The organism is Campylobacter sp. CNRCH_2016_3089 (genome assembly GCF_025772505.1).
In the GTDB taxonomy this organism is placed as follows: Bacteria; Campylobacterota; Campylobacteria; order Campylobacterales; family Campylobacteraceae; genus Campylobacter_D; species Campylobacter_D lari_D.
This window is the reverse complement of the sequence record NZ_JAKMSF010000004.1, coordinates 128,592-154,581: the sequence shown is the minus strand read 5'-3', so window position 1 is coordinate 154,581 and position 25,990 is coordinate 128,592. Positions and strand designations below refer to the sequence as shown.

Genomic DNA, 25,990 nt, shown 5'->3' with positions numbered 1-25,990 from the left:
TATATAATTTTTATTTTTTTAAGGTTCCGTAGCTCAGTTGGTAGAGCACCACCTTGACATGGTGGTGGTCGTTGGTTCAAGTCCAATCGGAGCCACCATTTTTTATTTCTTTCGATTTCTTTAATTTCCAAAAAATGCTTTCAAAATGCTATATATAAACAAATTAAACGATCTTTGATTTCAATTAATTTCTTTTGTGTTATAATTATTTTCAATTAATTAAGGTCATTATTAGGGTTCTTAAAACCTAATAGGGTTCTTTAAAGGAAAATAATGGCAAACATAGCAAAACAAATCTTACAAGATAAAGATATTAGAAATTTAAAACCTAGTGATAAACGATACAAAAAAGCTGTAGGTAATCCAAAAGAGCTTTATGTTTTTGTATATCCTAGTGGCCAAAAAACTTTTAGTATTAAAATTAATGACAAATACACAAAACTTAAAGAATTTAGAGAAGGAATTTATAGTGTAGCTGAAGCTAGAAAAGAAGCTATTCAGTTTTTAAAAGAATTTGAAAAATGTAAAGATATACGATTACTAAAAAATGGAAATGATAAATATAAGTTTAAAAACTTATTTATTCTTTATATAGATCAAAAACAAAAAAAATGTCTTAGCGATAGCTATGTTAAAAAAATTATACAAATGGTAGAAAAATATCTCATGCCAAGTTTAGGAAATTTAGATGTAAAAAACATAAAATATAGTGATTTATTATCTATATTTAATGCTATTTATAATCCAAATAATCCTTATACAAGTAGGTTAGAAACCATACACCGTTTAATCAATCATGTTCAGGGTATTTTTAGAATAGCCTTAAAAGATAGATATATTGATTTTGATCCTAGCGATGGCTTAAAAGATAACTTTGCTTCCCCTAAAAGATTTCAAAACAACCATAATATAGATACAAGATACCCTGCCTTAATTCAATCAGAAGATTTAAAAGAATTTATTCAAGATCTAAAGCAAGATAATAGAATGGAAAAACAAACAAAAAGGGCTTTGTATTTACAAATTCTTAGTATCAATAGACCTTTTAACACTGCTAGTGTAAAATGGGCTAATATTGATTTTGAAAAACAAATTTGGACTATACCAGCAAATGAAACAAAAACAAAAATTGCACATGAAATTCCACTTACAAAAACAATGATTAAGGTATTAAAAGAGCAATTTTTATTTAGCGGAGAAATTAGCGATTTTGTTTTTCCTGCACAAACCATACAAGGACATATTAATAGAGATAGCATAGGTAAAGCTATTAAAAATTTAGGAGGTAAAAATAAATGGCGCAAGCGAGCTAGTTCTCATGGTTTTAGAGCTACATTTAGAACTATTTGCTCTCAACATAAGGCAGAGCTCTTAAAATTAAATATTAGCGAAGAAGTTATTGAAAGCGTTTTAGCACATAAAGAACTTAACCAAATAAAATTTTCTTATGAAAGAGAAAAAGCAACCATCATTCAAAAAAGAAAACTTTTACAATGGTATGATGATTATTTAAATAATTTAGAATTTTTAGGAATATAAATATATTATATTTTATTTCTCATAATTATTTTTATACTCTTTTTAATTTCGTTAAAAAGAGTATAAAACCTTATATTACAGAACTTGAAACAGATTATAAAATTTTCTTTTTACTTTCTGTAGGAAAATTATCCATAAAATCAAATTTTTAGAATGTTTAACATAATTTTTTAAATATTCAATACTTCTTTACCTTATAAAAGCTTTCCTAACTCATTGTAAAGCTTAAGAATTCTAAGCCCTTTATTCATTTCTATCTCTTTAGTAAATAAATCATACTTCAAAATAAAATTTACCTTTTATAATTGCTAAAATGTCTACACAATCACTAAATTCGCTATTATAAAATTTTATTTCTTCTCCACTCATAGTTTTAAGTATTATTTTATCAAACTCATGAAAATATTGAACTATAAGAATATTTTCTTTGTAATTAATGATGATTTTATCTCCATTTTCAGCATTTTTATTACTTGATACAACTAAAATATCACCATTTTTTGCATAAGGCTCTAATTCATTATGTTTTACTTTTAAAAAACACAAATCAAAATATCCCATACCATCAAATAAATGATTTAAAAATAATGATTTTATATTAAATGTTTCTAAATATTTTCCATCTATATAGTTTTTAACTCCATCACATATAGCACAAATACTTTCTTCTATTTTCTTAAATTCAAGTTTTTTATTTATATCTATATTGTATTTTTTAAAGGCCTCACTTAGCGTCATATCAGAATCAAAATATTCAAACCCTATCCCTGTTGCTTGCAAAATTTTCCATTTTGCACCTTGAGTAATGGAGTTTACATTGTTTTCATAAGAATTGATACTACCTTTAGTAATACCTACTTTTTCTCCAAATTCTCTTTGGCTTAATCCGTATGCATTACGCAAATCTCTTAATTTTTCACCTATCGTTTTCATAAAATATATTCTACAATAAAATAATTTTAAAGAAAATAAAAAAATTTAATGATAATTATTGACAATTTTTAGAAAATAAATTATTATTTTATGAAAATATAAAGGATAGTACATGCAAATTATAGAACCAAAAAACAAAAATTTTTTAACCCCTAAGCAATTAGAATGCGAATTTGGAATTAGTCTTAGTAAACAATATAAAATGCGTATGCAAAAAAATCAAAATCAAGCTAACTCCTTGCCTTTTATTAAATTAGGAAAAACAATTCTATATAAAAGAAGTGAGATTGAAATATGGCTAGATAAAAACATGGTCAAAGGGAATTTATGAATTCTATAAAGAGCAACAAGCTACTACTTGATATTGTTTTTGAAAAGAATTTCAAGCAAGTAAATATAGAAAAACTAGAAAACATTGATTTTGAATGGTTGATAGATAGTTTTCTTGTAAAACAGTCTTTAGTAATGTTTTATGCTAGTGCAGGAAGTGGTAAGAGTTATTTTATGTTATATTTAAGTAAATATCTGCTTGATAATAACAAAGTAGATCGTATATTTTATTTTGATGGCGACAATAATGAAAGAATATTGAAAGAACGAAAAGGAAGTGAATTTTTAAAAAGTTCAAATTTTTATTATTTTTTTTCTAACAATACAAATAAGTTTAGTCTTTTTAGAGATTTAAAAAAAGCTAAAGATTTAAAAAACACATTAATTGTAATTGATAGCATTAGAAATTTTATTCAAGATGATTTTAATAAAGACTTTACAATGATTAAGGTTTTTGATGAATTGCAAAAAATAAGAGATAATGGAGCTACTATTATTTTTCTGCATCATCAACCAAAGCAAAAACCAGATGAAAATAATAAAGCCTACAAAGGTGCAACAACTTTTTTAGATAGTGTGGATGAAGGATATTTTTTACATAAAAAAGATATTAAAGCAGACGAAGAGTTTGTCATTCTTTTAGAGCCTCAAAAAAGAAGATTTGCTACAAAATCTCAGGCATTTAAAATAAACACATTAAATTTAGAATTTGAATTTGTGGATTATTTAGAATTTGCAGAAAATCATAAAACACAAATTACCCTTAATCTCGTTAAAGAAATTCTTAATGAAAACAAAAATGGTATTTGTCAGCAAGATTTAGCAAGTAAAATCAAAAAGAAAATTGAACAAGATTATGTAGAAATAGTAGGTAGAAATGCTTTATGGAAACTGCTAGATAAATATAAAAACATTTATTGGAGTATTTTTTATGAAGTGCAAGAAAAAGGTGGAAAGAAGAAAATTTTTAAGATACTATAATGGTGATATCTTAAAAATATAATCAATTTAATTAAAATATAATTTTTTGAGCCTCGCAGAGAATATTTTGTTATTTACTTAAAAAATGGTGTCATTTTTTGGAGTAAATAGCTATCCTGCTTTTACTAAAATTTTCATCTTAATTTTTATATTTATAAGACAAAATATTTTATACTTGTAATTAAATAAAAATCAAAAAAGGAATGTTATGAATTTTAATTATCCAAATATAAAAAGACTAGAATCTATTTTAAATAAAACATCATTTCATCAAATTTATAATTTATGGATAAATAAACAAATTTCTCACTATGCTTTAAAAATATTAGAAAGATGGGCTGAAAATTATCCAAATACAATCAAAACTTTAGGAATGTCAGATCTAATGACTTTGGTATTACCACAGGAAAAAATGGAAATTGAAATTTTATCTAGTGCAAATTCAAAAAAACAAATAGAAAATGGTTTAACTACTATGGAAATATTACAAGAAGCAGAAATAGATTTAAACTATTATATAAAAACAAATCCTCAACTTTATTCTCCACTTTTTCAAGAAACCATGCAACAAGATAAAGTACAAAAACTAGAAGAAAATATTAACGATGATTACTGGAAATTGCAAACACAAATTATGGATTTACAACATGACATAACCAAACAGGAGTAAAAAAATTATAAACCAAACTTATGATAAAATTGAAATTCATAAAAAATACTGTCGTGCATTCAGTATTTTTTATGTCAAAATAAAATTTTATGGAATTAATTTTAATCCGAGCTCTTTTAAAAATTCATTATGTTTAGTCTTTGCTTCCTTAATTTCATTCTCAATTTTTTCAAGTTCCTGTTGCACTTCTTCAATATCAACAACTTCTTCCTCGGGTGCTGTACTAACATAGCGAGAAATATTTAGGTTATATCCGTTTTTCTTTATTTCCTCCATAGAAACTCGGCGGGAATATTTTTTGTCATCTTCTTTTCGGTATTGGTATGTTTCAATGATCTTATCAATATGCTCAGGTAAAAGCGTATTTTGACGCTTCCCTTTTTCAAAATACTCACTTGCATTAATAATCAACACATCATCATATTTCTTGCATTTTTTAAGAACCAGAATACACACTGGAATACCCGTAGAGAAAAACAGATTTGCCGGTAAACCAATGATAGCATCAATATTTCCATCTTTGAGAAGTTTTGTTCTGATTTTTTCCTCAGTGCCACCACGGAACAATACTCCATGCGGCAAAATAATTGCCATTGTTCCATCATCACTTAAAAAGTGAAAACCATGCAATAAAAAAGCAAAATCTGCCGCTGACTTTGGAGCAAGTCCGTAATTTTTGAATCTGAAATCTTCTGCCATTTCTTCTTTCGGTTGCCATCTATAACTGAAAGGTGGATTGGCTACGACTGCTTCAAACTGCATTTTTTTCGCAGGATTCATCTCATTTAAGATATTCCAATCGTTTAATAAAGAATCTCCGTGAAGAATCTGAAATTCAGAATCCTTTACACCGTGAAGCAGCATATTCATACGAGCAAGGTTGTAAGTAGTAATATTTTTTTCCTGCCCATAGATCTGACCGATACCATTTGCACCAAATTGCTTTCGTACATTAATTAACAGAGATCCCGAACCACAGGCAAAGTCAAGCACGTTTTTTAGTTTACTCTTTTTTCCGGTGCTTGGATCTTGACTATCAAGAGATACAATTCGAGAGAGGATAGTTGAAACCTGCTGCGGGGTATAGAATTCACCCGCTTTTTTGCCAGAACCAGCAGCAAACTGACCAATCAAATATTCATAGGCGTCACCCAGAATATCTGTTTTATTTGGAAATTCAGCAAGTCCTTTTGCGATTTCTGTAATAATTGAACATAGTAAGCTATTGCGCTCACCATAATTTTTTCCGAGCTTATCAGAATTCAGATTAACTTCTGAGAACAATCCACGAAATCTACTTTCAAACGACTCATTCTCAATATATTTAAAGCCACTCTGCAAAGTTTTCAGTAATTGACTATTTTGAGTCCTTGCTAATTCATAGACATTACTCCACAAATATGCCGGTTTTATCACATAATGAATTTTACGGCGCATTTGTTTTTCAAGCATACTAACTTGATCTAAATTACGAATATACCAGACTGCAAGAGGAATTACATTGTGACTATAGAGCATTTTATTATTATCGTCCACATATTCCTGTCTTGCTTTTTCAATCTTTTTATGGTCTTTTTCATCATCTTGTAAGCCCAATTTCTTTGGAGGTAGAGAACAGCTATACTTGATAATTACAGATTTAAGCTGGTCAATATAATCATCAATATTCTCTATATTATTTTGAATTTCAAGCTCACTTTTCTGATAATCACTTCCCAATTCCTTTTTTACTGCCTCTTCATAATTATCGGACAAATAGCGCAAAAAGAGAAAAGACAGCATATAATCTCTAAAATCATCGGCGTTCATTGCACCACGCAGTTTATCAGCAATCGCCCATAATGTTGATCCTAACTGTTTTTGTTGTGTACCATTCATCAGTTATCCTCCTGTGCCTATTCTGTATCAAATATCTTTTGATTAAACTTATAATCTTCCAAAAAATTATCTAATATATTTCGAAAATACTCCTTATTATCATCTGTCAATGGGGCTGGCTCAAAAACAGAATAGTTTCCATGACTCATAATATTTACCATTCTTTTATGGACAATGAAATCATCATCATTATCTAATTTTCGCAAACACGATGAAAAATGCTGATAACCATGAAAAGCAGCTGTTTTTTCTAAAACATTCCTAAGAATATTAAAATGATAATTATAGATTTTCCCTGAATCAGCAACTTTCTTCAACTCTTTTAATAATGAGACATGATAAAATAACGGTGTGTTGCTTGTATCTTTTAATATATATAGTCCGTTTTTTGTTAACCTTTGAAAAAACAGTCTTTCTGGATTGTCAATCTCATTACACAGAACATTATAAAAAAGAGTATGATGTGATGAAATTACAACCTTGATATCCGCATCACTCATTAAGTTTACTAAATGACTTGCCACTGCAATAACATTGTTATCATCAAGAGATGAAATTGGATCATCAATATAGATATACTTGACCCAACTATAAGATTCCTCTTTATCAACAACCAACTGCATAATTGCCAAGAAAAAACACCAAACAAATATATTTTCTTCGCCACGGGATACCTTGATGTTGTCTATTCTTTGACTGACTCCTTCAATTGTCACATTTCTATAAAAGCTAATTTTGTATTCGTCATAATCAATTGTAAAATCGAAGTCAGTATACCGGTGCAAAAAAGGCCTAATTCGGCTTTCCATTTCCAACTCTTTTAACCCAGAAAAAAATCTAGAATCACTGTTCAATTTTAAAAATCGATCTGTATCGTTTTCCAAGTCATTGTCCCAGTAGAAAAGATCTTCCGTAAAAGCGTTATAATACAATGTGTCTGCTGTTTTTTCTCCGGTTTCTTCATTTAGCATTTGACCTAATGTTTTAAATTCAGCAGATAACCTTGTTTTTCCGGTACCGTTATAAGCAAATAACAAAATGTATTTTTTTCGTTCTTCATCCAACATCATTCGAAAATACTTCGCAATTTCTTCCAAATTCTCAAACTGAGATTCTCCAATTCGTTTGAAAATAAAGTCCAATTTGATAAGAACTTGTTCTGCTAGCCCTTCTTTTAGATGGTACTCTGTTTGATCATTTGATCTCTTGTAATTATTAGTAACGGTACTTTTATATTGCTGGAAATCCGGTTTATTTAATGTTTTATTAGTAAGCTTTTTATATTCTTCTTTTGAAATTATTTCCGGTACATTTATACTCATACATCTACCTCCTCAAGAGAAGGAAACAATCCCTGCATTAATCCTTTTTTATGTATTTTTAACTGTTCCACCTTGTTTGACTGCTCGGTAATTATGGTATCTATCTCAGACAAGCAATCTGCAATTTTTTGTTGTTCTCCTATATGTGGCAGAAATATCTCTTTTTTTGAATAATCTCTAAAATAAATATGTGGAATAGTTCCTCCTATTGCATATACCCTAAAATCAATAGTTTGCAATAGGTAATATAAATAATCTATTGTAACAAACTCATTATTGTTTATCATTCCCATTGTTCCAACAAAGTTTGTATAACCATCCATTAAACGAACCCTACCAACACCAGCACCATCTTTTATTATTGTAATATATCTATCTTCAGAAGCATAAATATTTACTTTACCAATTATTTTATTTGCATCATATAAATTATATTTACCATCCATTTTAACATCATTTGTAGTTAATGCAGATGATTTATAGTAACAAACATCAGCCAATCGTTTTCTTTTTATCTCATAAGTGTTTTTACACTCAGGGAACCTCCATTCAGGCAGAGTTTTCCCCTCAGCAGGGAACAGCTTTTGCATCAACCCTTTTTTGTATTTTTCTAATACTTTCAGTTTTCTGCTTTCTGCGTCAATCAGTTCATCAATAGAGGATAGGCAATCAGCAATCTTTTGTTGTTCATCAGGAGAAGTATACGGAAGTGGCATTTTCATAAAATTATCCACTGATATTGTTATACGATCATACCTTGCGCCTGTATTTGAAAGTTTTTTTATATAAGCATGCCATAAATTTGTAAGAAAAAAATGCTCATAAAAATCATTTTCTTTATTTCTAAATCTAAATATAGTGTACAGAGGAGACATCACCCCAATACCGAGTTTATTTTTAGAAATAGGACCTACCGGTGCAGTGGTTGATATTCTGGGGTTATAGACATAATCACCTTTTTCCACAACAAAATAATTTGTTAGGTTATTTTTGTTTGCAATATTCCTATCAAAGTATTCTTCTTGATCTACAACACCTTCAGTAGCAGAGTTCGTAAAAACCCTACTAGTGTCATCACCTTTATTTCGTTCTGTTATTTTGTCAGCAAGTGCATTAAGTCGAGTAATCCCCCAATGTGATTTAGAAAACTCGGGAAATCTTAACTTAGGCACTATTTCTTTCTTCTTATTCATACGCATTCAACCCCACAATTTCACGACCATCTGCCAGTTTCTTTAACAATGGAATCAAATCAGCCATCAAATCCAGTTCTTTTTGCGTTCTTTCTCTCCAGCTTAGGTCAAGCGGTGCCAAAAGGTCACCGAGTTTTTCTCCGTCAAAAATCATTCTGTCAATAATTTCCTGAATAAACGATTGCAAACTTTGGATTTCAATGCCGTGTTTTTTCGCAATGATATTAATTTCCTGATTGTTTTTCTGCTCTCTGAATTTCTGATACCCTGCTTTGATTTCTTTTTCATCCAAAGCCACGCCAACTTGAAGAGAATCGATATATTCGATGATATCTTCTCTTTCATCAAGCAAATTGGAAGTAGCCGAAAGCATTCCGATGAGTTGTTCTTTACTCATTTTTTGCTTTTTCGGCTCGGTCCGGGTGTATTTTGCAATTAATCTCATAATATAGTCGTAGTCGATAATTGCAGACGAAAAGAGAACAAACTCAAAATTGAGCTGTTCAACTTCAGGATTTTTATCCTCGTTCTCTTTTCCTTGCTCAGATTTCAGCCTTTGTGCCACATCAATGTAAGCACCACGGAACGCACGCAGGGTATCCTCCGGCAACAGCTCCTCGATTTTTTCTGCGTCTTTTTCTTCAATTTCCGTGTACTGCTCCAACTGCGTTTTCAAACGCTGTACTTCCTTGAATTTATTGATAAATTCACACCTTGCGGCATCACCTTTCAAGTTGTTTACCTCTTCCGGTTTGCACTCCAATCCCTGAGATTCCATAAACTTTTCTAATTCACTTACTGCCTTATCCAGTTTCTCAACAACCTTTGGTGCTGGATCAACAAGCCATATTTCTTTTGCTCGATTACTGTTATTTTCACCGGAAAACCGAGCAATAGCTTTATCTACTTCATCAGACTGGCTTCTGAAATCAAGAATATTACCATAAGGTTTTGTATCATTTAAAACTCGATTTGTTCTGGAAAATGCCTGAATCAAGCCATGATATTTTAAATTCTTATCTACATATAAAGTATTCAAATACTTAGAATCAAAACCGGTCAGCAGCATATCCACAACAATGGTAATGTCAATTTTGTTTTTATGAGGATAATCTGCGTTAGTATATTTCTGGTCTTTAATTCTTTGCTGTATATCCTGATAATACACATCAAAATTGTTAATATCATGGCTGGTTCCATACTGTTCATTATAGTCTTTGATAATACTGGTTAACGCTTGTTTCTTTTTATCAGGTTCTTTTTTGTTGTCTTCTTTTTCCTGCGGAAGATCCTCTTGAATTTGCTGAACGTCCTTATTACCTTCTGCCGGCGGCGAGAATACGCAGGCGATATTTAATGGCCTAAATTCACTGTCATCAGCATCAATACAATTTTGTTGTGCTTCTTTGAACAAGTTGTAATATTCAATAGCATCATTGATGGATGATGTAGCTAAAATAGCGTTATATCTTCTGTTATTTGTTATAGTGTCATGTTTTGACAGAATAGTTTGCACCACAGCCTTTTTTTGTTGTTCCTTATTGATTCTTGAAGCATCTCTATCATTTTCCGGCTTGAGATAGTCAATATGGAATCGCAATACATTTCTGTCATCAATAGCATGAGTAATCGTATAAGCATGCAGTTCTTTTTCAAAAATATCCTTCGTGGTTGTATAAGAACCAATTGTTCCATCAACTTGCTTGTAAGTTGCGTTTTCTTCAAAAATAGGTGTGCCAGTAAATCCAAACAGCTGAGCCTTTGGAAAAAAGTTTTTGATTGCTTTATGGTTTTCTCCAAACTGCGAACGATGACATTCATCAAAGATAATTGCGATTCTGCTATCTTTTAAAGGTGCCAATCTTTCTTTATATGTAAGCTCACCTTTTTTCTTTTTCTCTTTATTCCGCTTATTATCTTCGTCAAGTGCCAAACCCAACTTTTGAATGGTAGTTACAATAACTTTATCTCGATAGTCCTTCGAAACAAGTCTTTTTACTAAAGTTTCCGTATTGGTGTTTTCTTCTACGCATCCTTCTTGAAATTTATTAAATTCTTCTCTAGTCTGTCGGTCAAGATCCTTTCTGTCCACCACAAAAAGGCATTTTGCTATATTTTTGTTATCTTTTAATAAAGTAGATGTCTTAAAAGATGTAAGAGTTTTGCCACTTCCTGTTGTATGCCAAATATAGCCATTTCCTCTGTTTTGCTCAATGCAATCTATAATGGCTTTAACCGCATAAATTTGATATGGTCTCATAATCATCATTTTCTGTTCACTTGCTACTAAGACCATATATTTGCTAATCAGCTCACCCAAAGCACATTTACGCAATACAATCTCAGAAAAATCATATAAATGAGTAATTTTTTTATTATCCTTATCGGCAAATTGATATACAGGTAAAAAGCGTTCATCAGCATCAAAGGCAAAATGCTCTTTATTGTTGTTGGCAAAATAGCAAGTGTTGCTTTCATTGCTGACAATAAAAAGCTGTATAAAACAGAGTAGAGAATTTGTATATCCGTTTCCCGGATCATTTTTATAATTAACAATCTGCTCCATTGCTTTTTTGGGAGTAATTTGTAACGACTTTAATTCAACTTGTACAACAGGAATACCATTGATAAGAATAATAACATCATACCTGTGATGGCTATTTTCTGTATTTATACGAAGTTGACTGATTACCTCATATTCGTTTTTACACCAATCATTTGTGTTTACAAGAGTATACTGTAGGGGTGTATCATCATCTCGCTTAAATGTATTTATTTCTCTCAAGGTTTTTGCCGCTAAAAACACATCTGTTGTGATAATATCTTCTTTTAATCTTGCGAATTCAGAATCACTTAAACTAACTTTATTGAGTTCTTGAAAATGCTTTCTAAAATTTTCCTCTAAAGAGGCTTTATCTTTAATATCTTCTCTGTATATATACTTTAAATTTTTAAGTTTTTCAATAAAACCCTGTTCAATTATTTTCTCACTTTTCAATAGTATACACCCTTTCTTAAACTTAAAACTTTTTTAATTTAAATACTATACGATAGTATATTATAATATGAATCAAACATGTATTCTATAATATATCAAGATACATAAAATATTTTAAAAAGTATACATTATACAATATAATACAACATATATAGAATGTAGCTTTATTCTCTTTTTATAAAAATTAAAAAGAGAATAAAAAGAACCAAAAAGAAAAATAAAAAATTTTCTTATTAAATTATCAGGATAAAAAGTTATAATAATCTCATCAGAGGAGGATAGTGGCGGAATGAGACCCTCTCCTTTGATTAACCTGCATTAAAAATTCTACAAATAGCTTTACTTTAAAATTTTGGCTTATTTTTTAATCTTCTTATTAAAATAAGAAGATATAATTTTATTAGAGGGGGATAGTGGCGTATTCGAGTGACCCTCCCCTTTTTATATTTTAAATAGGGTTCTTTTTGGGGTTCTTTAAAAAATATAAAAAACTGTAAATATCTAAAAATAAGCCTTTATAAATATTAGTTAAAACTCAATCGGACCACCATTTTTTATTTCTTTCGATCAATTCACTACATATACTTTAACAAATTCGTAAATTCTTGGATTTCTTTTTCTTGATCTAAAATGATTTTTTTCGCTATATCGGTGATAGTTTTGTCTTTAGAGTAAAATAAAATTTGTTTTGAAGCATCTACCGCACCTTGATGATGTGCTATCATCGCTTCTAGAAAGTCTTTATTGATGTTTTTGCTTTCTTTAACCGAACTCATTAAAATCATCATTTTTTGCATTAACTCTTTTTCTTCTTGAACGAATTTTTTATAAGTTTCTTCATTAATTTGAGTTTTTGTATAAAGATTTTTATCTAGAATTTCTTGAAATTCTTGGATTTCTTTTTCTTGAGCTTTTATGATATTTTGAGCGATTTTTTTCATCTCTTCACTTTTAGTATGTTCTAATAAAAGCTTAGATGAATCAATAGCACCTTGGTGATGTGGAATCATATTAGCTAAAAAATCTCTTTCTATGTCATTGCTTTGTACTAAAGGATTTTTCATCATAGGTTCATGCATACTCATCATGATTTGTGATGAAATACTTCCAGAAGCTCCATGATGAGCATGATGAGAATTTGCAGCAAATAAAGTACTTGCTAAAACTAAACTTGAAACTATAGTTTTAATTTTCATTTTTTTCCTTTTTTTAAAATAACTTTGGAATGTTATAAAAATTATATAAACTAAAATTAACAAAGAAAAAAACATTTTTTTGTTATAATCTATAATACTAAAAAAATAATAAGGATGTTATATGCTAAAAGAACTACTTGAAATAAAAAAAGAAATGGAACCTATAATTCATGATTGTTCAGTAAAAATTCAAGTAGCCGCAAGAGAAGTAATCGTAAGAAAAAGAGAATATGAAATCTATGGTCCTATGATAGATAGAGTATATCTTGATAATGCTATATATATAAAAGTTTTTGGTAGTGGGCGTGATACTAAAAGCACTAAAGTAGATATTAAAAATGGACTTTATATGGTTTATGTAGCACCTGATAAACCTACTAATCAAGAAATTATGAATAAACTAAAAATAGCATTTGAAAGTATAGATAATAAATTCATCTCAAGAATTTTAGAACTCAATAGAAGAATGAAAGAAGTGATTAACAAAACTCAAGCAACCCTAGCAAAAGCATCAAATATGAATGTTTTGATAGAAACAAATCTAGGCGAAGCTACCGCGGCACATAAATTTGTAATAACTATTAAATATTTAAAAGATAATCAAAAATTAGAATTAAAAAATTCAAAATCTGCAGGAAGTTTTAGAGATACCAAAAATCATATCAACCTAGTAGTAGAAAAAAATACTGATTCTGCTGTATGTGAAAAACTTCTACATGATGTTGAAATTTATTTTATAGGAAATGGAAAGTAAAATTACTTTTTTACTCTCAAATTTGCTAAATGCGTCAAAGCTACTGCGATAGCATCGGTAATATCAAGTGGTTTGATGTCTTTTGAAATTCCAAGTAATCTTTTTACCATAAAAGCTACTTGCTCTTTAGTAGCTTTTGCTTTACCTGTTACGGTTTTTTTCACTTGTAAAGGTGTGTATTCTGCAAATTCTCCATGAATTTGTAAGATTTTTAAACTCAAAGCTCCACGAAATTGTGCTAGTTTTAGAACCGTTTTTGGATTATAAGCAAAAAATATATCTTCTATAGCTACCTCATCAAACTGATGATTTTTAAAGATTAGATCAAGTCCTTCACATAATTCTGTGATTTGATACTGTAAATCATTGGGTTTGATTTTGATAAGCCCTGCTTCTATGAGTTGATTTTTATTATTTATTCTTTCTACAATAGCATATCCACAATATCTAGAACCAGGATCTATCCCTAAAACTTTCAAACTTTTCACCTTTTTATTCACATAGATGTGAAATTTAAATTTTTATGTGAATAATTTTAACCATTTTTTATAAAAAATAAGCTAGAATTTCAAGTTTTACATCTTAATTTATAAGAATAATAATGAATATAAAAGATTTTTTATTTGAATTTAAAACTGAAATTAGCAATAACGAATACAATACTTATATTTCTCACTTACAATTTAGTGAAAAATTAAGTAAAAATAATATCTTAGTATTTATCGCACCAAATCATTTTTTAGCTAAATTTATACAAACAAAATACGCACAAAAACTAGCTTATTTTTATGAAATAAAAACAGGGATTAACCCTCAAGTTAAAATTATTACAAATGATCAAAAGATAGAGAAAAAACATTTTTCTACAGATATTTCACAGATTAAATTTCAAAGTACTATTTTAAATCCTTCTTTTACTTTTGAAAGCTTTGTTGTAGGAGATTCTAATCAATTTGCCTATGCAACTTGCAAAGCTATTACCGATAAAAGCAAACTTGGAAAATTATACAACCCTATCTTTATCTATGGCCCTACAGGACTTGGAAAAACTCACTTGCTTCAAGCTGTCGGAAATGTGTGCTTAGATAATGGATATAAGGTTATTTATGCTACAAGTGATAATTTTATCAATGATTTTACCATGCATTTAAATAACAAAACTATGAGTAAATTTCATGAAAAATACAAAAATTGTGATGTCTTACTCATCGATGATGTGCAGTTTTTAGGTAAAACAGATAAAATTCAAGAAGAATTTTTCTTTACTTTTAATGAAATAAAAGAAAAATTTGGACAAATCATCATGACAAGTGATAATCCTCCAAATATGTTAAAAGGCATAACAGAACGCTTAAAAAGCCGTTTTGCAAATGGGATCATCGCAGATATCACTCCACCTCAGCTTGATACAAAAATCGCAATTATCAAGAAAAAATGCGAATTTAATGCTATTTATCTCAAACCTGAAGTCATAAGCTACATCGCTACTTCAATGGGAGATAACATCCGAGAAATTGAAGGTATGATTACAAATCTAAATGCCCAAGCAAGGCTTTTTAATCAAGAAATCACTTTAGAAATCGTTAAAAGCTTTATGAAAGATCACATTAAAGAAACAAAAGAAAATATTAGTGTTGAAGACATACTTGCTGATGTTTCAAAAAGCTATAATCTTAAATCAAATGATATAAAATCAAATAAAAAAACACAAAATATCGTTATGGCAAGAAGGGTTGTGATATATTTAGCAAGAGAGCTTACAACTATGTCTATGCCTCAACTTGCTAGATTTTTTAATATGAAAGATCACACTGCCATTTCACATAATATTAAAAAAATTCAAGAGTTAATGAGCGAAAATGAAAACCTAAAAGCCATAGTAGAAGAATTAAGAAATAAAATTTTAACAAAAATAAAAAGCACCCTGTGAATAAAAGTGAAAAATAAAAAATTTTATTCTATGAATAAAATTTCTATAAAAAAAGGCTTTTAAAAAGCATTTCACATTTTCACATTGCTTATTATTATGATAAAATAAATTTAAAAAACAAAGGAAGTAAAAATGAAAATTAGCATTAATAAAAACACTTTAGAATCTGCCATAGTTTTAACTAACTCTTATGTAGATAAAAAAGACTCAAGCAACATCGCTTCTCACTTACTTTTTGAAGTAGTTGAAGATAAATTAATCATAAGGGCAAGTGATTATGAAATAGGTATTAACTATAAAATCAAAAAAATTAAAGTTGAAAGTGCAGGTTTTGCAACTGCTAATGCTAAAAGTATTTTAGATATCATTAAAAGTTTAAATAATGAAGATGTGGTCTTAGAAACTATAGAAAATTTCCTTTTTATTAGACAAAAAGGAACTAAATATAAACTTCCTATGTTTAATTATGAAGATTTTCCAAATTTCCCAAGCACTGAAGGAAAAGATAAATTTGATATTGATTCAAGTGATTTAAGTAGATCTTTGAAAAAAATCCTACCTGCAGTTGATACAAATAATCCAAAGTATTCTTTAAATGGTGCTTTACTTGATATAAAAACAACCCACATTAGCTTTGTAGGAACAGATACTAAACGCTTAGCAGTTTTTACACTAAATAAAACAAATGAAAAAGAATTTAATCTTTGTATCCCTAAAAAAGCTATTTTAGAAATGCAAAAAATCTTTTTTGAAAAAATTGAAATTTATTATGATGAAAATATATTGATTGCAAAAAATGATAATTTTGAGTTTTTCACAAAACTTATTAATGATAAATTCCCTGATTATGAAAGAGTAATTCCAAAAAATATTACAAAAGAATTTATTTTTAAAACAGAAGAATTTATGGATGCATTGAAAAAAATCAATGTAATTACTGAAAAAATGAAATTAAATTTCCATAAAGATAAACTTGTATTTGAAGGTATTAGTTTAGATAATATGGAAGCAAAAACTGAACTTGAAATGGAACTTAATATAGATGAAGAATTTAATCTTTGCATAAAAAATAAATTCATCACTGACTTTTTAAATTCTATTGAAAGTGAAACATTCAAACTTAGCATAAATGAACCTCATATGGCGTTTTTAGTTTCAAGTGAAGAATTACAAACTGTAATTATGCCAGTTATTTTATAAGGAAAATAAATGCAAGAAAATCAAAATTATGGCGCAGGAAATATTAAAGTTTTAAAAGGCTTAGAAGCTGTTAGAAAACGCCCTGGTATGTATATAGGTGATACCAATATAGGCGGTCTTCATCATATGATTTATGAAGTAGTGGATAATTCTATTGATGAAGCTATGGCAGGTTTTTGTGATACGATTAATGTAGAAATTACTACAGAAGGCTCTTGTATAGTAAGTGATAATGGTAGAGGAATTCCTGTGGGAATTCACCCTACTGAAAATATCCCTACTTTAACTGTAGTTTTAACCGTGCTTCATGCAGGTGGAAAATTTGATAAAGATACTTATAAAGTTTCAGGTGGTTTACACGGGGTTGGTGTAAGCGTTGTAAATGCTTTATCAAAAAAATTAGTTGCTACAGTGCATAGAGATGGAGAAATTTATCGCCAAGAATTTTCAGAAGGTAAAGTTACAAGTAATTTTGAAACCATAGGTAAAAGTAAAAAAACAGGAACAATCATAGAATTTTGGCCAGATGATCAAATTTTTGAAGTGACTGATTTTGATTATGAAATTTTAGCTAAAAGATTTCGTGAACTTGCATATTTAAATCCAAAAATTACTATAAATTTTAAAGATAACCGCGTAGGAAAAGCAGAAAGTTTTCATTTTGAAGGTGGTATAAGTCAGTTTGTTACAGATTTAAATAAAAAACAAGCTCTAACTAAGGCTATATTTTTTAATGTAGATGAAGAAGATGTAAATGTTGAAGTAGCATTGCTTTATAATGATAGTTATAGTGAAAATTTACTTTCTTTTGTAAATAATATCAAAACTCCAGATGGTGGAACGCACGAAGCAGGTTTTAGAATGGGCTTAACTCGTGTTATTAGCAATTACATTGAAGCAAATGCTAGTGCTAGAGAGAAAGACTCTAAAATCACAGGTGATGATGTAAGAGAAGGTTTAATAGCAGTTGTAAGTGTTAAAGTACCTGAGCCACAATTTGAAGGACAAACTAAAGGAAAATTAGGTTCAAGCTATGTTAGACCTATAGTTTCTAAGGCTTCTTTTGAATATTTGACAAAATATTTTGAAGAAAATCCTATCGAAGCAAAAGCTATCATGAATAAAGCTTTAATGGCAGCTCGTGGTAGAGAAGCAGCTAAAAAAGCTAGAGAATTAACCCGTAAAAAAGAAAGTTCAAGTGTAGGGACTTTACCAGGAAAATTAGCTGATTGTCAAAGTAAAGATCCAAGTGAAAGCGAAATTTATTTAGTTGAGGGTGATAGTGCAGGAGGTTCTGCAAAACAAGGTAGAGAAAGAACTTTCCAAGCGATTTTACCTTTAAGAGGTAAAATACTCAATGTTGAAAAAGCAAGACTAGATAAAATTTTAAAAAGTGAACAAATTCAAAATATGATCACAGCTTTTGGTTGTGGGATCGGTGATGAGTTTGATATAGAAAAACTAAGATATCATAAAATCATCATTATGACAGATGCTGATGTAGATGGTTCTCACATACAAACTTTGCTTTTGACATTTTTCTTCCGTTTTATGAATGATCTTGTAGCAAATGGACATATTTATTTAGCTCAACCACCTTTATATCGTTATAAAAAAGGTCAGAAAAAAGAAATTTATCTAAAAGATGAAAAAGCTTTAAATGATTATTTGATCGAAACAGGTATAGAAAGTTCTACTTATGAGGGCATAGGATTAAATGATTTAAAAGATTTTCTAAAAATCGTTGCAGCTTATAGAAGTGTTTTAAAAGAATTAGAAAAAAGATTTAATGTAATTTCAGTGATTAGGTATTTGATAGAAAATCCTGATTTGATAAAAGCTTCTAATGAAGAATTATTTAAAGTCATAAAAGAATTTTTAGAAAAACAAAATCACAATATCTTAAATTCATATATCAATGAAAATGAAATTCGTGTTTATGTGCAAACTGAAAATGGTCTAGAAGAGCTTATCATCAATGATGATTTGTTTGCTAATCCTTTATATGAAGAGGCAAATTATATTTATCAAAAAATTAAAGATAGAGATTTAAAATTTGATAAAGATATTTTAGAAATTTTAGATGAAGTTGAAAAAAATGCTAAAAAAGGTGCTTATATACAACGCTATAAAGGTCTTGGTGAGATGAATCCTGAACAACTTTGGGAAACAACTATGGATCCAAGTAATCGTCGTTTGTTAAAGATCACCATAGAAGATGCTCAAAGAGCAAATGATACTTTCAACCTTTTCATGGGTGATGATGTAGAACCACGCCGTGAGTATATACAAGCTCATGCTAAAGATGTTAAACATTTGGATGTTTAATTTTTAAATGATTTTTTTAACTGGAGGGCAAGGTCATAGTGGAAAGACCTTGCTTGCTCAAAGACTTCTTGAAAAATTGTCCTTTTAGAGTAGATGAGGATGAAAAAATAACTGATTTTTTGTTTCCTATTGTAGATGGTATGATTTAAATTTGTATAGAAAATAAACAAAATTTAATCATTGAAGGATTTTATCTTACTCCAAAAAAGTTACAAAAATTTCAAAATCATTCTGATATTAAAATACTTTATATCGTTTTTTCAAAAGAATATATTTTGCAAAATTATGAATTAATCTATCAAAATGAAAATGTTATAGAAAAGCGTTTATTTAGTGAAAAAGAAGAAATAAACACTCTTATTTTAAATCATCAAAAATTTAAAGCTCAATGTGAAAATTTAAATCTTCCTTTTATAGAAATTCAAAAAGACTATAAAATAGAATTAAAAAATGTAATAGAATTTTTTGCTTAAAAGCAAGCAAATAGTTATATAATATCTAAAAAATTTATAAGGATTAAAATGCATTTTACTCAGCAGCAATTGCAACGATTAATGCTTCATTATGCAGGGAAAATCGCTAAAGATAGAAAAGAGCAAAAAATAAAATTAAATTATAATGAAGCTTTAGCTTATATATGTTATGAATTAATGGAACTTGCAAGAAAAAATTTAAGTGTGAGTGAATTGATGAGTATAGGGAAAACTTTACTTACAAGTGAAGATGTGATTGATGGTGTTGCAAGTATGCTTGAAGAAATTCAAATAGAACTTCCTTTTGAAGATGGCACAAAATTAGTTACTATACATGAGCCTATAGCAAATGATGATAAAATAAAAGCTGGAGAGATATTTTTATCATCAGAATTTATTGTGCTTAATGAAAATAAAACTTCTATAGAAATTAAAGTAAGCAATAAAGGTGATCGTCCTATACAAGTTGGTTCGCATTTTCATTTCTTTGAAGTTAATCGCTTTTTGTCTTTTGACAGAGAAAAAGCTTATGGTAAAAGGTTAAATATCGCTTCAGGAACAAGTGTGAGATTTGAACCAGGTGAAGAAAAAACAGTAAGTTTAATAGAATTTGGTGGTTTAAAAAAGGTTTTAGGTTTTAATAATCTTTGTGATGATTTTATCAATGATGAAAATAAAACTAAAGCTTTATCAAAAGCAAAAGAGAAAGGATTTCTTTGATTAAGATTAGCAAAAAAGACTATGTGAATATGTATGGTCCAACAACTAATGATAGAGTAAGATTAGCAGATACAGATTTGATTTTAAGAGTAGAAAAAGATTATACTTTATATGGCGAAGAAGTTAAATTTGGTGGTGGTAAAAATATTAGAGATGGTATGGCTCAAAGTGTGAGTGAGGGAGACTTTCCGGATTTAGTTTTAACTAATGCTTTGATTGTTGATTATACCGGTATTTATAAAGCAGATATTGGGATAAAAAATGGCTATATAGTAGGTATAGGAAAAGCAGGTAATCCTGATATACAAGATGGAGTTGATCCTAGCTTAGTTATAGGTACAAGTACAGATATTATCGGTGCAGAAGGTTTAATAGTAACTGCAGGTGGTATTGATACTCATATACATTTTATCTCCCCAACTCAAATTGAATGTGCCTTATATAGTGGTGTTACTACTATGATAGGAGGTGGTATAGGACCAAGTGAGGGAACAAATGCTACAACTTGCACAAGTGGGGCTTATCATATACATTCTATGTTAAAAGCTACGCAAAATTACCCTATGAATTTTGGCTTTTTAGGTAAAGGAAATTCAAGTAATAAAAATGCTTTAAAAGAGCAAATCATAGCTGGTGCATGCGGCTTAAAAATTCATGAAGATTGGGGTGCTACTTCTAGTGTGATTGATACTAGTTTAAATATAGCTGATGAAATGGATATACAAGTAGCTATCCATACAGATACTTTAAATGAAGCAGGTTTTGTAGAAGATACGATTAAAGCTATTAATGGTAGAGTTATCCATACTTTTCACACTGAAGGTGCAGGTGGTGGCCATGCTCCTGATATTATTAAAATGGCAGGTTTTGAAAATGTTTTACCTGCAAGTACTAATCCTACTATGCCTTTTACTAAAAATACCATTGATGAGCATTTAGATATGCTTATGGTTTGTCATCATTTAGATAATAAAATCAAAGAAGATGTTGAATTTGCAGATAGTAGAATTCGTCCTGAAACTATAGCAGCAGAAGATAAACTTCATGATATGGGTGTTTTTAGCATTATGAGTAGTGATTCTCAAGCTATGGGACGTGTAGGTGAGGTGATTTTAAGAACATGGCAAAGTGCTGATAAATGTAAAAAAGAATTTGGTGCTTTGAAAGAAGATAATGATTTAGATGATAATTTCCGTATTAAGCGCTACATAGCAAAATATACTATAAATCCTGCTATTGCACATGGGATTGATAGTTATGTTGGTTCTATTGAAGTAGGAAAATTTGCTGATTTAGTGCTTTGGCAACCTAAATTTTTTGGAGTAAAACCAAAGCTTATTTTAAAAGGTGGCTTGATAGTAGGTGCAAAAATAGGCGATGCTAATGCTTCTATCCCAACACCTGAGCCTATTATCTATGAAAAAATGTTTGGTGCAAATTTAAATGAAAATGCTTTACATTTTGTTTCTAAAGCTTCTTTAGAAGCTAATATGCCTGAAAAATTAAGCTTAAAAAGAAAATGTGTTGCAGTAAAAAATTGTAGAAATATCACTAAAAAAGACTTGAAATTTAATGATAAAGTTCAAAATATAGAAGTAAATCCACAAACTTATGAAGTAAAAATAAATGGTGAGCTTATTAGCTCTAAGAGCGTTGATTCTTTAGCTTTAGCTAGAAAATATTTTATGATTTAATGATTTTACTTCAAAATAAAATAACGCATTATGATTTAAACAAAGAATGCGATTTTTTAGAGCTTAGTTGGTTTGATACTTTTAAAAAGATATTAAGAACAACGACTTTAAAAGGACTAGATGTCGCTATAAAAATGCCTGATAATAAAGGTTTAAATCATAATGACTGTTTATATGATGAGGATTTTTTGATTTTAGTAAAAATTAAACCTGAAAAGGTTTTAAAAATTCACATAGAAAATGAATACAACCTTGCTTTAATAAGTTATCAAGTGGGCAATATGCACTTAAATTTATTTTATAAAGATCATAAACTTCTTACTTTAGAACAAAACTCTATCATAAGGTTTTTAGAAAAATTTAATATAAAATACGAAAAATGTGAGGAAATTTTAGAGCCAAAATATATGCTTGATATGCCAAGTTTTATCCAAGTTGATCCAAATTTTAAACTTATTAAAGAATAAAGATGAATAAATTAAATTTTTTACTTTTACAAATTAGTGATTCTTCTTTTCCTATAGGAGCTTTTTCACATTCTTTTGGTTTAGAATCTTATGTGAATTTTGCTTATATAAAAAATATAGAAGATACAAAAAAAGTTTTAAAAACTCAGCTTTATTCTAATATTTTATATTTTGAGCTTTTAGCTTTGAAAATAGCTTATGAAAACGCAAATGATGTAAAAAATTTACTAATTTATCAAAGAAAGTTTTTATCAAGTATAGTTGCAAAAGAACAAAGTCAAGCTTATGTTTTTCTAGCTAAACGCTTTGTAAAAAATGTCAGTCTTTATGGATTATCAAATCCTTTATTAAATCAATACATTAAAGGAAATCAAACTCCTATTTATCCTTTTGTGTATGCTTTATTTTGTAAAGATAATGAGCTTGATTTTATGTATGAAAGTTTTTTATTTGCTTTAATGAGTAATTTTGTTAATATTCTTGTAAAAATCGTGCCTTTATCACAAAATGAAGGACAGATTTTACTTTTTCAATTACAGCAAGATTTTCAAAAGGTTCTTTCTAAATTACAAAATTTAACTTTAAAAGATTGGTGTGAAAATCACAATATCTTAAATGATTATTTGGGTATAAAACACCAAAATTTAGCATTTAAAATTTATATTTCTTAAAAGGGTTATAATGGTTAAAATAGGCATAGGTGGTCCTGTAGGTAGTGGTAAAACAGCTTTAGTATTAAATTTATGTCAAGCTTTAAAAGATGAGCTTTCTTTGGCTGTAATTACGAATGATATTTATACAAATGAAGATGCAAATTTTTTAATCAAACAAGGCGTTCTTGAAAAAGAAAGAATCATTGGAGTGCAAACTGGAGGTTGTCCTCATACAGCCATTAGAGAAGATGCTTCTTGTAATCTTGAAGCTGTTGAACTTTTACAAGAGCGTTTTAGTGATTTAGATCTTATTTTTATAGAAAGTGGTGGAGATAATTTATCAATGACTTTTTCACCTGAACTTGTGGATTTTTTTATCTTTGTTATAGATGTTGCTCAAGGAGAAAAAATTCCACGCAAAGGTGGTCCTGCTATTTGTAGATCTGATTTAATGATTATCAATAAAATAGACTTAGCTCCTTATGTAAATGCTTCTTTAAAAATCATGCAAGAAGATACTTTAAAAATGCGTGGAGATAGACCTTTTATCATGAGCAATCTTCAAACTAAAGAAGGTTTAGAAGAAATCATTACTTGGATTAAAAAATACACACTTTTAAAGGATTGATTTGTTTGCTCAAAAGAGTGTTTTTAAACTTACATTAGATACTATCAATGAAAAAACTATCATAAAAAATTCTTTTTTTACTCCTCCTTTTAAACTTATGAGGAATTTTTATGATAAAAAATTAACTAGTATATATGTTTTAAATTCTAGTGCCGGAATTTTTAAAGAGGATCATTTAAGTTTTGAAATCATATGTAAGAAAAGTACAAACACCGCTATACTCACACAAAGTTATGAAAAGGTATATGATACTAAAGATTCTTTTGCGAGTAAAAATATTGATTTTACTCTTGAAGAAAATGCAAGCTTTTTTTATATGCCAAAGCCACTTTTGCTTCAAGAAAATGCAAATTTTATACAAAATACAAAGATTAATCTAGCTTCTTTTTCAAGATTAGTTTATGTTGATTTTGTTATTTTTGGTAGAGTGGCTATGGATGAAAAATTTGCTTTTAAAAATTATGAGAATTTAACTCAAATTTATAGAAATGATACTTTAATTTTAAATGATAAAATTAAAATCAATCCTTCTTATATGAAAGAAAATGATTTAAATTTTTTTGCAAATTATACGCATTATTTGAGTATTTATCTTTTTGGATATGATGAGTTTTATGAAGAATTAAAAGCTTCATTTGACGATATAAATCAACTTTTTTATGAGGGTTTGTGTATAAAAATTCTTAGTAATGAAAGTGAAAAATTACTTTTACTTCAAGATAAGCTTTTTAAATTTTGTCAAAATAAAATATAAAATATTGTGGTATTATAAAGTTTTAAAAACAAACTAAGGATTATAAATGCGATATGGTGAAAAAGAAATCAAAGAATTTAGTGTAGAAAATATGGAAGTTTGGCCAAATGATGCCAAAAATGATTATGTGATTAAAATCACTTTACCTGAATTTATGTGTTGTTGTCCGCGTAGTGGGTATCCTGATTTTGCTACAATTTACTTAGAATACATTCCAAATAAATTAGTAGTAGAACTTAAAGCAATCAAACTTTATATTAATACCTTTATGTATAGAAATGTTTCACATGAAGCAAGTATTAATGAAATTTATAATACTTTAAAAGAAAAACTTGATCCAAAATGGATAAAAGTAGTAGGTGATTTTAACCCTCGTGGTAATGTTCATACCGTGATTGAGTGTAGATCTGATTTAGTGGTACCACAAAATTAAGTTTTTATTAAAAATAAAAGGATATATTAAGTCTTATTTTAAGGAGGAAAATATGAAATTAAAATTATTTAGTTTAGTTGCAAGTGTTGCTTTGGTTTCAAATTTAGCTTTAGCTGATGAAAATTCAGGAATATTATTAGGTATTGATGCTGGTTGGTTTCATACTAAGGTAAAATCTGATCTTGATCATACTAAAAATAATAAAAAATTTAATGGTGATTTAGAAGGTAATGTTCCTGTTTTTGGTTTAAGAGTTGGTTATCGTTTTAGTGAAAACCATAGAATTTATGGTGCTTATAATTATTCAAGCGAATTTAGTGATGTAATCAATACTACAAAGTTTAAAATTGATGGAGAATTTACTACACATAAGTTTTTGCTTGGTTATGATTTTACTCCAAAAATCTTTGAAAAAACAAAAGCTGTTTTAGGTGTATATGGTGGCTATGCAAGAACGGATATTACTTTAAAAACAAGCTTTTTATCATTATCTCAAGATTTTGATGGTTATACTTATGGAGCAAAAATCGGTGCTTTATATGAGTTAAATCAAGCAAATGAAATTGAGTTTGGTTTTAAAGCCGAGCAAACTCATTATAATACAAGAAATTTCTACCAAAGCAAGGTAGGTTCAAACTTTTACGATCCTAAACAAACAAATTATGGTTTATATCTAGGATATACTTATAAATTCTAAGGAGAATATATGCCAAAAGATACAAATGGAACTGAGCTTAATGCAGGTGATAGTGTAAGTGTTGTGAAAGATTTAAAGGTAAAAGGTGCAAACACTACTTTAAAGCGTGGCACGACTATAAAAAATATTAAACTTACAAACAAAGACACTGAAATTGAAGCTAAGGTAGATAAATTTGGTGTGATTGTTTTAAAAACTGAATTTCTTAAAAAAATATAG

General features: G+C 28.7%; 25 protein-coding genes and 1 tRNA gene. 19 read left to right on the top strand and 7 right to left on the bottom strand.

The annotated features are described in order from the left end of the window. Positions 1 to 22: 22 nt before the first annotated feature. Both L8W69_RS04125 and L8W69_RS04120 read left to right on the top strand, forming a co-directional pair. Positions 23 to 98: transfer RNA gene (locus tag L8W69_RS04125), tRNA-Val, on the top strand. A 175-nt stretch (positions 99 to 273) separates the two neighbouring features. After that, on the top strand, positions 274 to 1,539 hold the full coding sequence (locus L8W69_RS04120) for a tyrosine-type recombinase/integrase (RefSeq protein ID WP_263666501.1): 1,266 nt from the start codon (positions 274 to 276) through the stop codon (positions 1,537 to 1,539). 273 nt (positions 1,540 to 1,812) lie between these two features. Here L8W69_RS04120 and L8W69_RS04115 read toward each other — a convergent pair whose 3' ends face one another. Further along, positions 1,813 to 2,472 carry an XRE family transcriptional regulator gene (locus tag L8W69_RS04115; protein WP_263666500.1) on the bottom strand — a complete coding sequence of 220 codons (660 nt, stop codon included), beginning with the start codon at positions 2,470 to 2,472 and terminating at the stop codon, positions 1,813 to 1,815. 112 nt (positions 2,473 to 2,584) lie between these two features. Here L8W69_RS04115 and L8W69_RS04110 point away from each other — a divergent pair, with 112 nt between their 5' ends. The 3 genes from L8W69_RS04110 (at position 2,585) to L8W69_RS04100 (ending at position 4,453) form a co-directional block, all read left to right on the top strand. Next, positions 2,585 to 2,803 carry a helix-turn-helix domain-containing protein gene (locus tag L8W69_RS04110; RefSeq protein ID WP_002871904.1) on the top strand — a complete coding sequence of 73 codons (219 nt, stop codon included), beginning with the start codon at positions 2,585 to 2,587 and terminating at the stop codon, positions 2,801 to 2,803. After that, positions 2,800 to 3,783, top strand: a complete 984-nt coding sequence (locus L8W69_RS04105) for a helicase RepA family protein (protein WP_263666499.1) — start codon at positions 2,800 to 2,802, stop codon at positions 3,781 to 3,783. The genes L8W69_RS04110 and L8W69_RS04105 overlap by 4 nt, the downstream gene beginning before the upstream one ends. Before the next feature lie 208 nt (positions 3,784 to 3,991). After that, a complete protein-coding gene (locus L8W69_RS04100; protein ID WP_039642481.1) occupies positions 3,992 to 4,453 on the top strand; it encodes a hypothetical protein in 462 nt (153 codons plus the stop codon). Positions 4,454 to 4,540: 87 nt separating this feature from the next. On the opposite strand, the gene L8W69_RS04095 is transcribed toward L8W69_RS04100, so the two are convergent. The 5 genes from L8W69_RS04095 to L8W69_RS04075 form a co-directional block, all read right to left on the bottom strand. Then, complete coding sequence (locus L8W69_RS04095; RefSeq protein WP_263666498.1) at positions 4,541 to 6,331, bottom strand: type I restriction-modification system subunit M; 1,791 nt, start codon at positions 6,329 to 6,331, stop codon at positions 4,541 to 4,543. A 17-nt stretch (positions 6,332 to 6,348) separates the two neighbouring features. After that, entirely contained in the window at positions 6,349 to 7,653 is a 1,305-nt protein-coding gene (locus L8W69_RS04090) for an AAA family ATPase (protein ID WP_258108458.1), read from the bottom strand. Continuing rightward, positions 7,650 to 8,846 carry a restriction endonuclease subunit S gene (locus L8W69_RS04085; protein WP_258108457.1) on the bottom strand — a complete coding sequence of 399 codons (1,197 nt, stop codon included), beginning with the start codon at positions 8,844 to 8,846 and terminating at the stop codon, positions 7,650 to 7,652. Before L8W69_RS04085 ends, L8W69_RS04090 begins: the two co-directional genes overlap by 4 nt. Next, entirely contained in the window at positions 8,839 to 11,844 is a 3,006-nt protein-coding gene (locus tag L8W69_RS04080) for a type I restriction endonuclease subunit R (protein ID WP_263666497.1), read from the bottom strand. Before L8W69_RS04080 ends, L8W69_RS04085 begins: the two co-directional genes overlap by 8 nt. A 575-nt stretch (positions 11,845 to 12,419) precedes the next feature. Beyond that, on the bottom strand, positions 12,420 to 13,040 hold the full coding sequence (locus L8W69_RS04075) for a DUF305 domain-containing protein (protein WP_263666496.1): 621 nt from the start codon (positions 13,038 to 13,040) through the stop codon (positions 12,420 to 12,422). A gap of 121 nt (positions 13,041 to 13,161) precedes the next feature. Here L8W69_RS04075 and L8W69_RS04070 point away from each other — a divergent pair, with 121 nt between their 5' ends. Beyond that, positions 13,162 to 13,794, top strand: coding sequence for a hypothetical protein (locus L8W69_RS04070; RefSeq protein WP_133319079.1), 633 nt, complete (start codon positions 13,162 to 13,164; stop codon positions 13,792 to 13,794). A gap of 2 nt (positions 13,795 to 13,796) precedes the next feature. Here L8W69_RS04070 and ruvC read toward each other — a convergent pair whose 3' ends face one another. Next, positions 13,797 to 14,273, bottom strand: a complete 477-nt coding sequence (gene ruvC / locus L8W69_RS04065) for a crossover junction endodeoxyribonuclease RuvC (RefSeq protein ID WP_039627288.1) — start codon at positions 14,271 to 14,273, stop codon at positions 13,797 to 13,799. 122 nt (positions 14,274 to 14,395) lie between these two features. Between ruvC and dnaA the strand changes: the two genes are divergently transcribed. The 13 genes from dnaA to L8W69_RS04000 all read left to right on the top strand — a co-directional run bounded on the left by dnaA (position 14,396) and on the right by L8W69_RS04000 (position 25,990). Beyond that, on the top strand, positions 14,396 to 15,724 hold the full coding sequence (dnaA, locus tag L8W69_RS04060; protein ID WP_263666495.1) for a chromosomal replication initiator protein DnaA: 1,329 nt from the start codon (positions 14,396 to 14,398) through the stop codon (positions 15,722 to 15,724). Positions 15,725 to 15,856: 132 nt separating this feature from the next. Then, positions 15,857 to 16,924: a DNA polymerase III subunit beta gene (gene dnaN, locus L8W69_RS04055; RefSeq protein ID WP_039617031.1), complete on the top strand. Its 1,068-nt coding sequence runs from the start codon at positions 15,857 to 15,859 to the stop codon at positions 16,922 to 16,924. A gap of 9 nt (positions 16,925 to 16,933) precedes the next feature. Next, positions 16,934 to 19,252, top strand: coding sequence for a DNA topoisomerase (ATP-hydrolyzing) subunit B (gyrB, locus tag L8W69_RS04050; protein WP_133319082.1), 2,319 nt, complete (start codon positions 16,934 to 16,936; stop codon positions 19,250 to 19,252). A gap of 275 nt (positions 19,253 to 19,527) precedes the next feature. Beyond that, complete coding sequence (locus L8W69_RS04045; protein WP_133319083.1) at positions 19,528 to 19,725, top strand: hypothetical protein; 198 nt, start codon at positions 19,528 to 19,530, stop codon at positions 19,723 to 19,725. 48 nt (positions 19,726 to 19,773) lie between these two features. Continuing rightward, a complete protein-coding gene (gene ureB / locus L8W69_RS04040; protein ID WP_133319084.1) occupies positions 19,774 to 20,445 on the top strand; it encodes an urease subunit beta in 672 nt (223 codons plus the stop codon). Next, complete coding sequence (ureC, locus tag L8W69_RS04035) at positions 20,442 to 22,139, top strand: urease subunit alpha (protein ID WP_263666494.1); 1,698 nt, start codon at positions 20,442 to 20,444, stop codon at positions 22,137 to 22,139. Before ureB ends, ureC begins: the two co-directional genes overlap by 4 nt. Then, the gene (locus L8W69_RS04030) at positions 22,139 to 22,606 is read left to right on the top strand and encodes an urease accessory protein UreE (protein WP_052243344.1); all 468 of its coding nucleotides are present in this window, start codon (positions 22,139 to 22,141) and stop codon (positions 22,604 to 22,606) included. The genes ureC and L8W69_RS04030 overlap by 1 nt, the downstream gene beginning before the upstream one ends. A gap of 2 nt (positions 22,607 to 22,608) precedes the next feature. Then, on the top strand, positions 22,609 to 23,277 hold the full coding sequence (locus L8W69_RS04025; RefSeq protein ID WP_263666493.1) for an urease accessory protein UreF: 669 nt from the start codon (positions 22,609 to 22,611) through the stop codon (positions 23,275 to 23,277). A 10-nt stretch (positions 23,278 to 23,287) separates the two neighbouring features. Then, positions 23,288 to 23,887, top strand: a complete 600-nt coding sequence (gene ureG / locus L8W69_RS04020; protein ID WP_039617044.1) for an urease accessory protein UreG — start codon at positions 23,288 to 23,290, stop codon at positions 23,885 to 23,887. A 1-nt stretch (position 23,888) separates the two neighbouring features. Then, positions 23,889 to 24,641: an urease accessory protein UreD gene (locus L8W69_RS04015; protein WP_263666492.1), complete on the top strand. Its 753-nt coding sequence runs from the start codon at positions 23,889 to 23,891 to the stop codon at positions 24,639 to 24,641. 46 nt (positions 24,642 to 24,687) lie between these two features. After that, a complete protein-coding gene (gene queF, locus L8W69_RS04010; protein ID WP_039617048.1) occupies positions 24,688 to 25,074 on the top strand; it encodes a preQ(1) synthase in 387 nt (128 codons plus the stop codon). 52 nt (positions 25,075 to 25,126) lie between these two features. Beyond that, entirely contained in the window at positions 25,127 to 25,771 is a 645-nt protein-coding gene (locus L8W69_RS04005) for a porin family protein (RefSeq protein WP_263666491.1), read from the top strand. 9 nt (positions 25,772 to 25,780) lie between these two features. Next, positions 25,781 to 25,990, top strand: coding sequence for an alkylphosphonate utilization protein (locus L8W69_RS04000; protein ID WP_263666490.1), 210 nt, complete (start codon positions 25,781 to 25,783; stop codon positions 25,988 to 25,990).

Bases quoted from the DNA above. Each gene is read 5' to 3' on its own strand.
- L8W69_RS04120 (WP_263666501.1), top strand. From the start codon at position 274: ATGGCAAACATAGCAAAACAAATCTTACAAGATAAAGATATTAGAAAT.
- L8W69_RS04115 (WP_263666500.1), bottom strand. From the start codon at position 2,472: ATGAAAACGATAGGTGAAAAATTAAGAGATTTGCGTAATGCATACGGA.
- L8W69_RS04110 (WP_002871904.1), top strand. From the start codon at position 2,585: ATGCAAATTATAGAACCAAAAAACAAAAATTTTTTAACCCCTAAGCAA.
- L8W69_RS04105 (WP_263666499.1), top strand. From the start codon at position 2,800: ATGAATTCTATAAAGAGCAACAAGCTACTACTTGATATTGTTTTTGAA.
- L8W69_RS04100 (WP_039642481.1), top strand. From the start codon at position 3,992: ATGAATTTTAATTATCCAAATATAAAAAGACTAGAATCTATTTTAAAT.
- L8W69_RS04095 (WP_263666498.1), bottom strand. From the start codon at position 6,331: ATGAATGGTACACAACAAAAACAGTTAGGATCAACATTATGGGCGATT.
- L8W69_RS04090 (WP_258108458.1), bottom strand. From the start codon at position 7,653: ATGAGTATAAATGTACCGGAAATAATTTCAAAAGAAGAATATAAAAAG.
- L8W69_RS04085 (WP_258108457.1), bottom strand. From the start codon at position 8,846: ATGAATAAGAAGAAAGAAATAGTGCCTAAGTTAAGATTTCCCGAGTTT.
- L8W69_RS04075 (WP_263666496.1), bottom strand. From the start codon at position 13,040: ATGAAAATTAAAACTATAGTTTCAAGTTTAGTTTTAGCAAGTACTTTA.
- L8W69_RS04070 (WP_133319079.1), top strand. From the start codon at position 13,162: ATGCTAAAAGAACTACTTGAAATAAAAAAAGAAATGGAACCTATAATT.
- dnaA (WP_263666495.1), top strand. From the start codon at position 14,396: ATGAATATAAAAGATTTTTTATTTGAATTTAAAACTGAAATTAGCAAT.
- dnaN (WP_039617031.1), top strand. From the start codon at position 15,857: ATGAAAATTAGCATTAATAAAAACACTTTAGAATCTGCCATAGTTTTA.
- gyrB (WP_133319082.1), top strand. From the start codon at position 16,934: ATGCAAGAAAATCAAAATTATGGCGCAGGAAATATTAAAGTTTTAAAA.
- ureB (WP_133319084.1), top strand. From the start codon at position 19,774: ATGCATTTTACTCAGCAGCAATTGCAACGATTAATGCTTCATTATGCA.
- L8W69_RS04030 (WP_052243344.1), top strand. From the start codon at position 22,139: ATGATTTTACTTCAAAATAAAATAACGCATTATGATTTAAACAAAGAA.
- L8W69_RS04025 (WP_263666493.1), top strand. From the start codon at position 22,609: ATGAATAAATTAAATTTTTTACTTTTACAAATTAGTGATTCTTCTTTT.
- ureG (WP_039617044.1), top strand. From the start codon at position 23,288: ATGGTTAAAATAGGCATAGGTGGTCCTGTAGGTAGTGGTAAAACAGCT.
- queF (WP_039617048.1), top strand. From the start codon at position 24,688: ATGCGATATGGTGAAAAAGAAATCAAAGAATTTAGTGTAGAAAATATG.
- L8W69_RS04005 (WP_263666491.1), top strand. From the start codon at position 25,127: ATGAAATTAAAATTATTTAGTTTAGTTGCAAGTGTTGCTTTGGTTTCA.
- L8W69_RS04000 (WP_263666490.1), top strand. From the start codon at position 25,781: ATGCCAAAAGATACAAATGGAACTGAGCTTAATGCAGGTGATAGTGTA.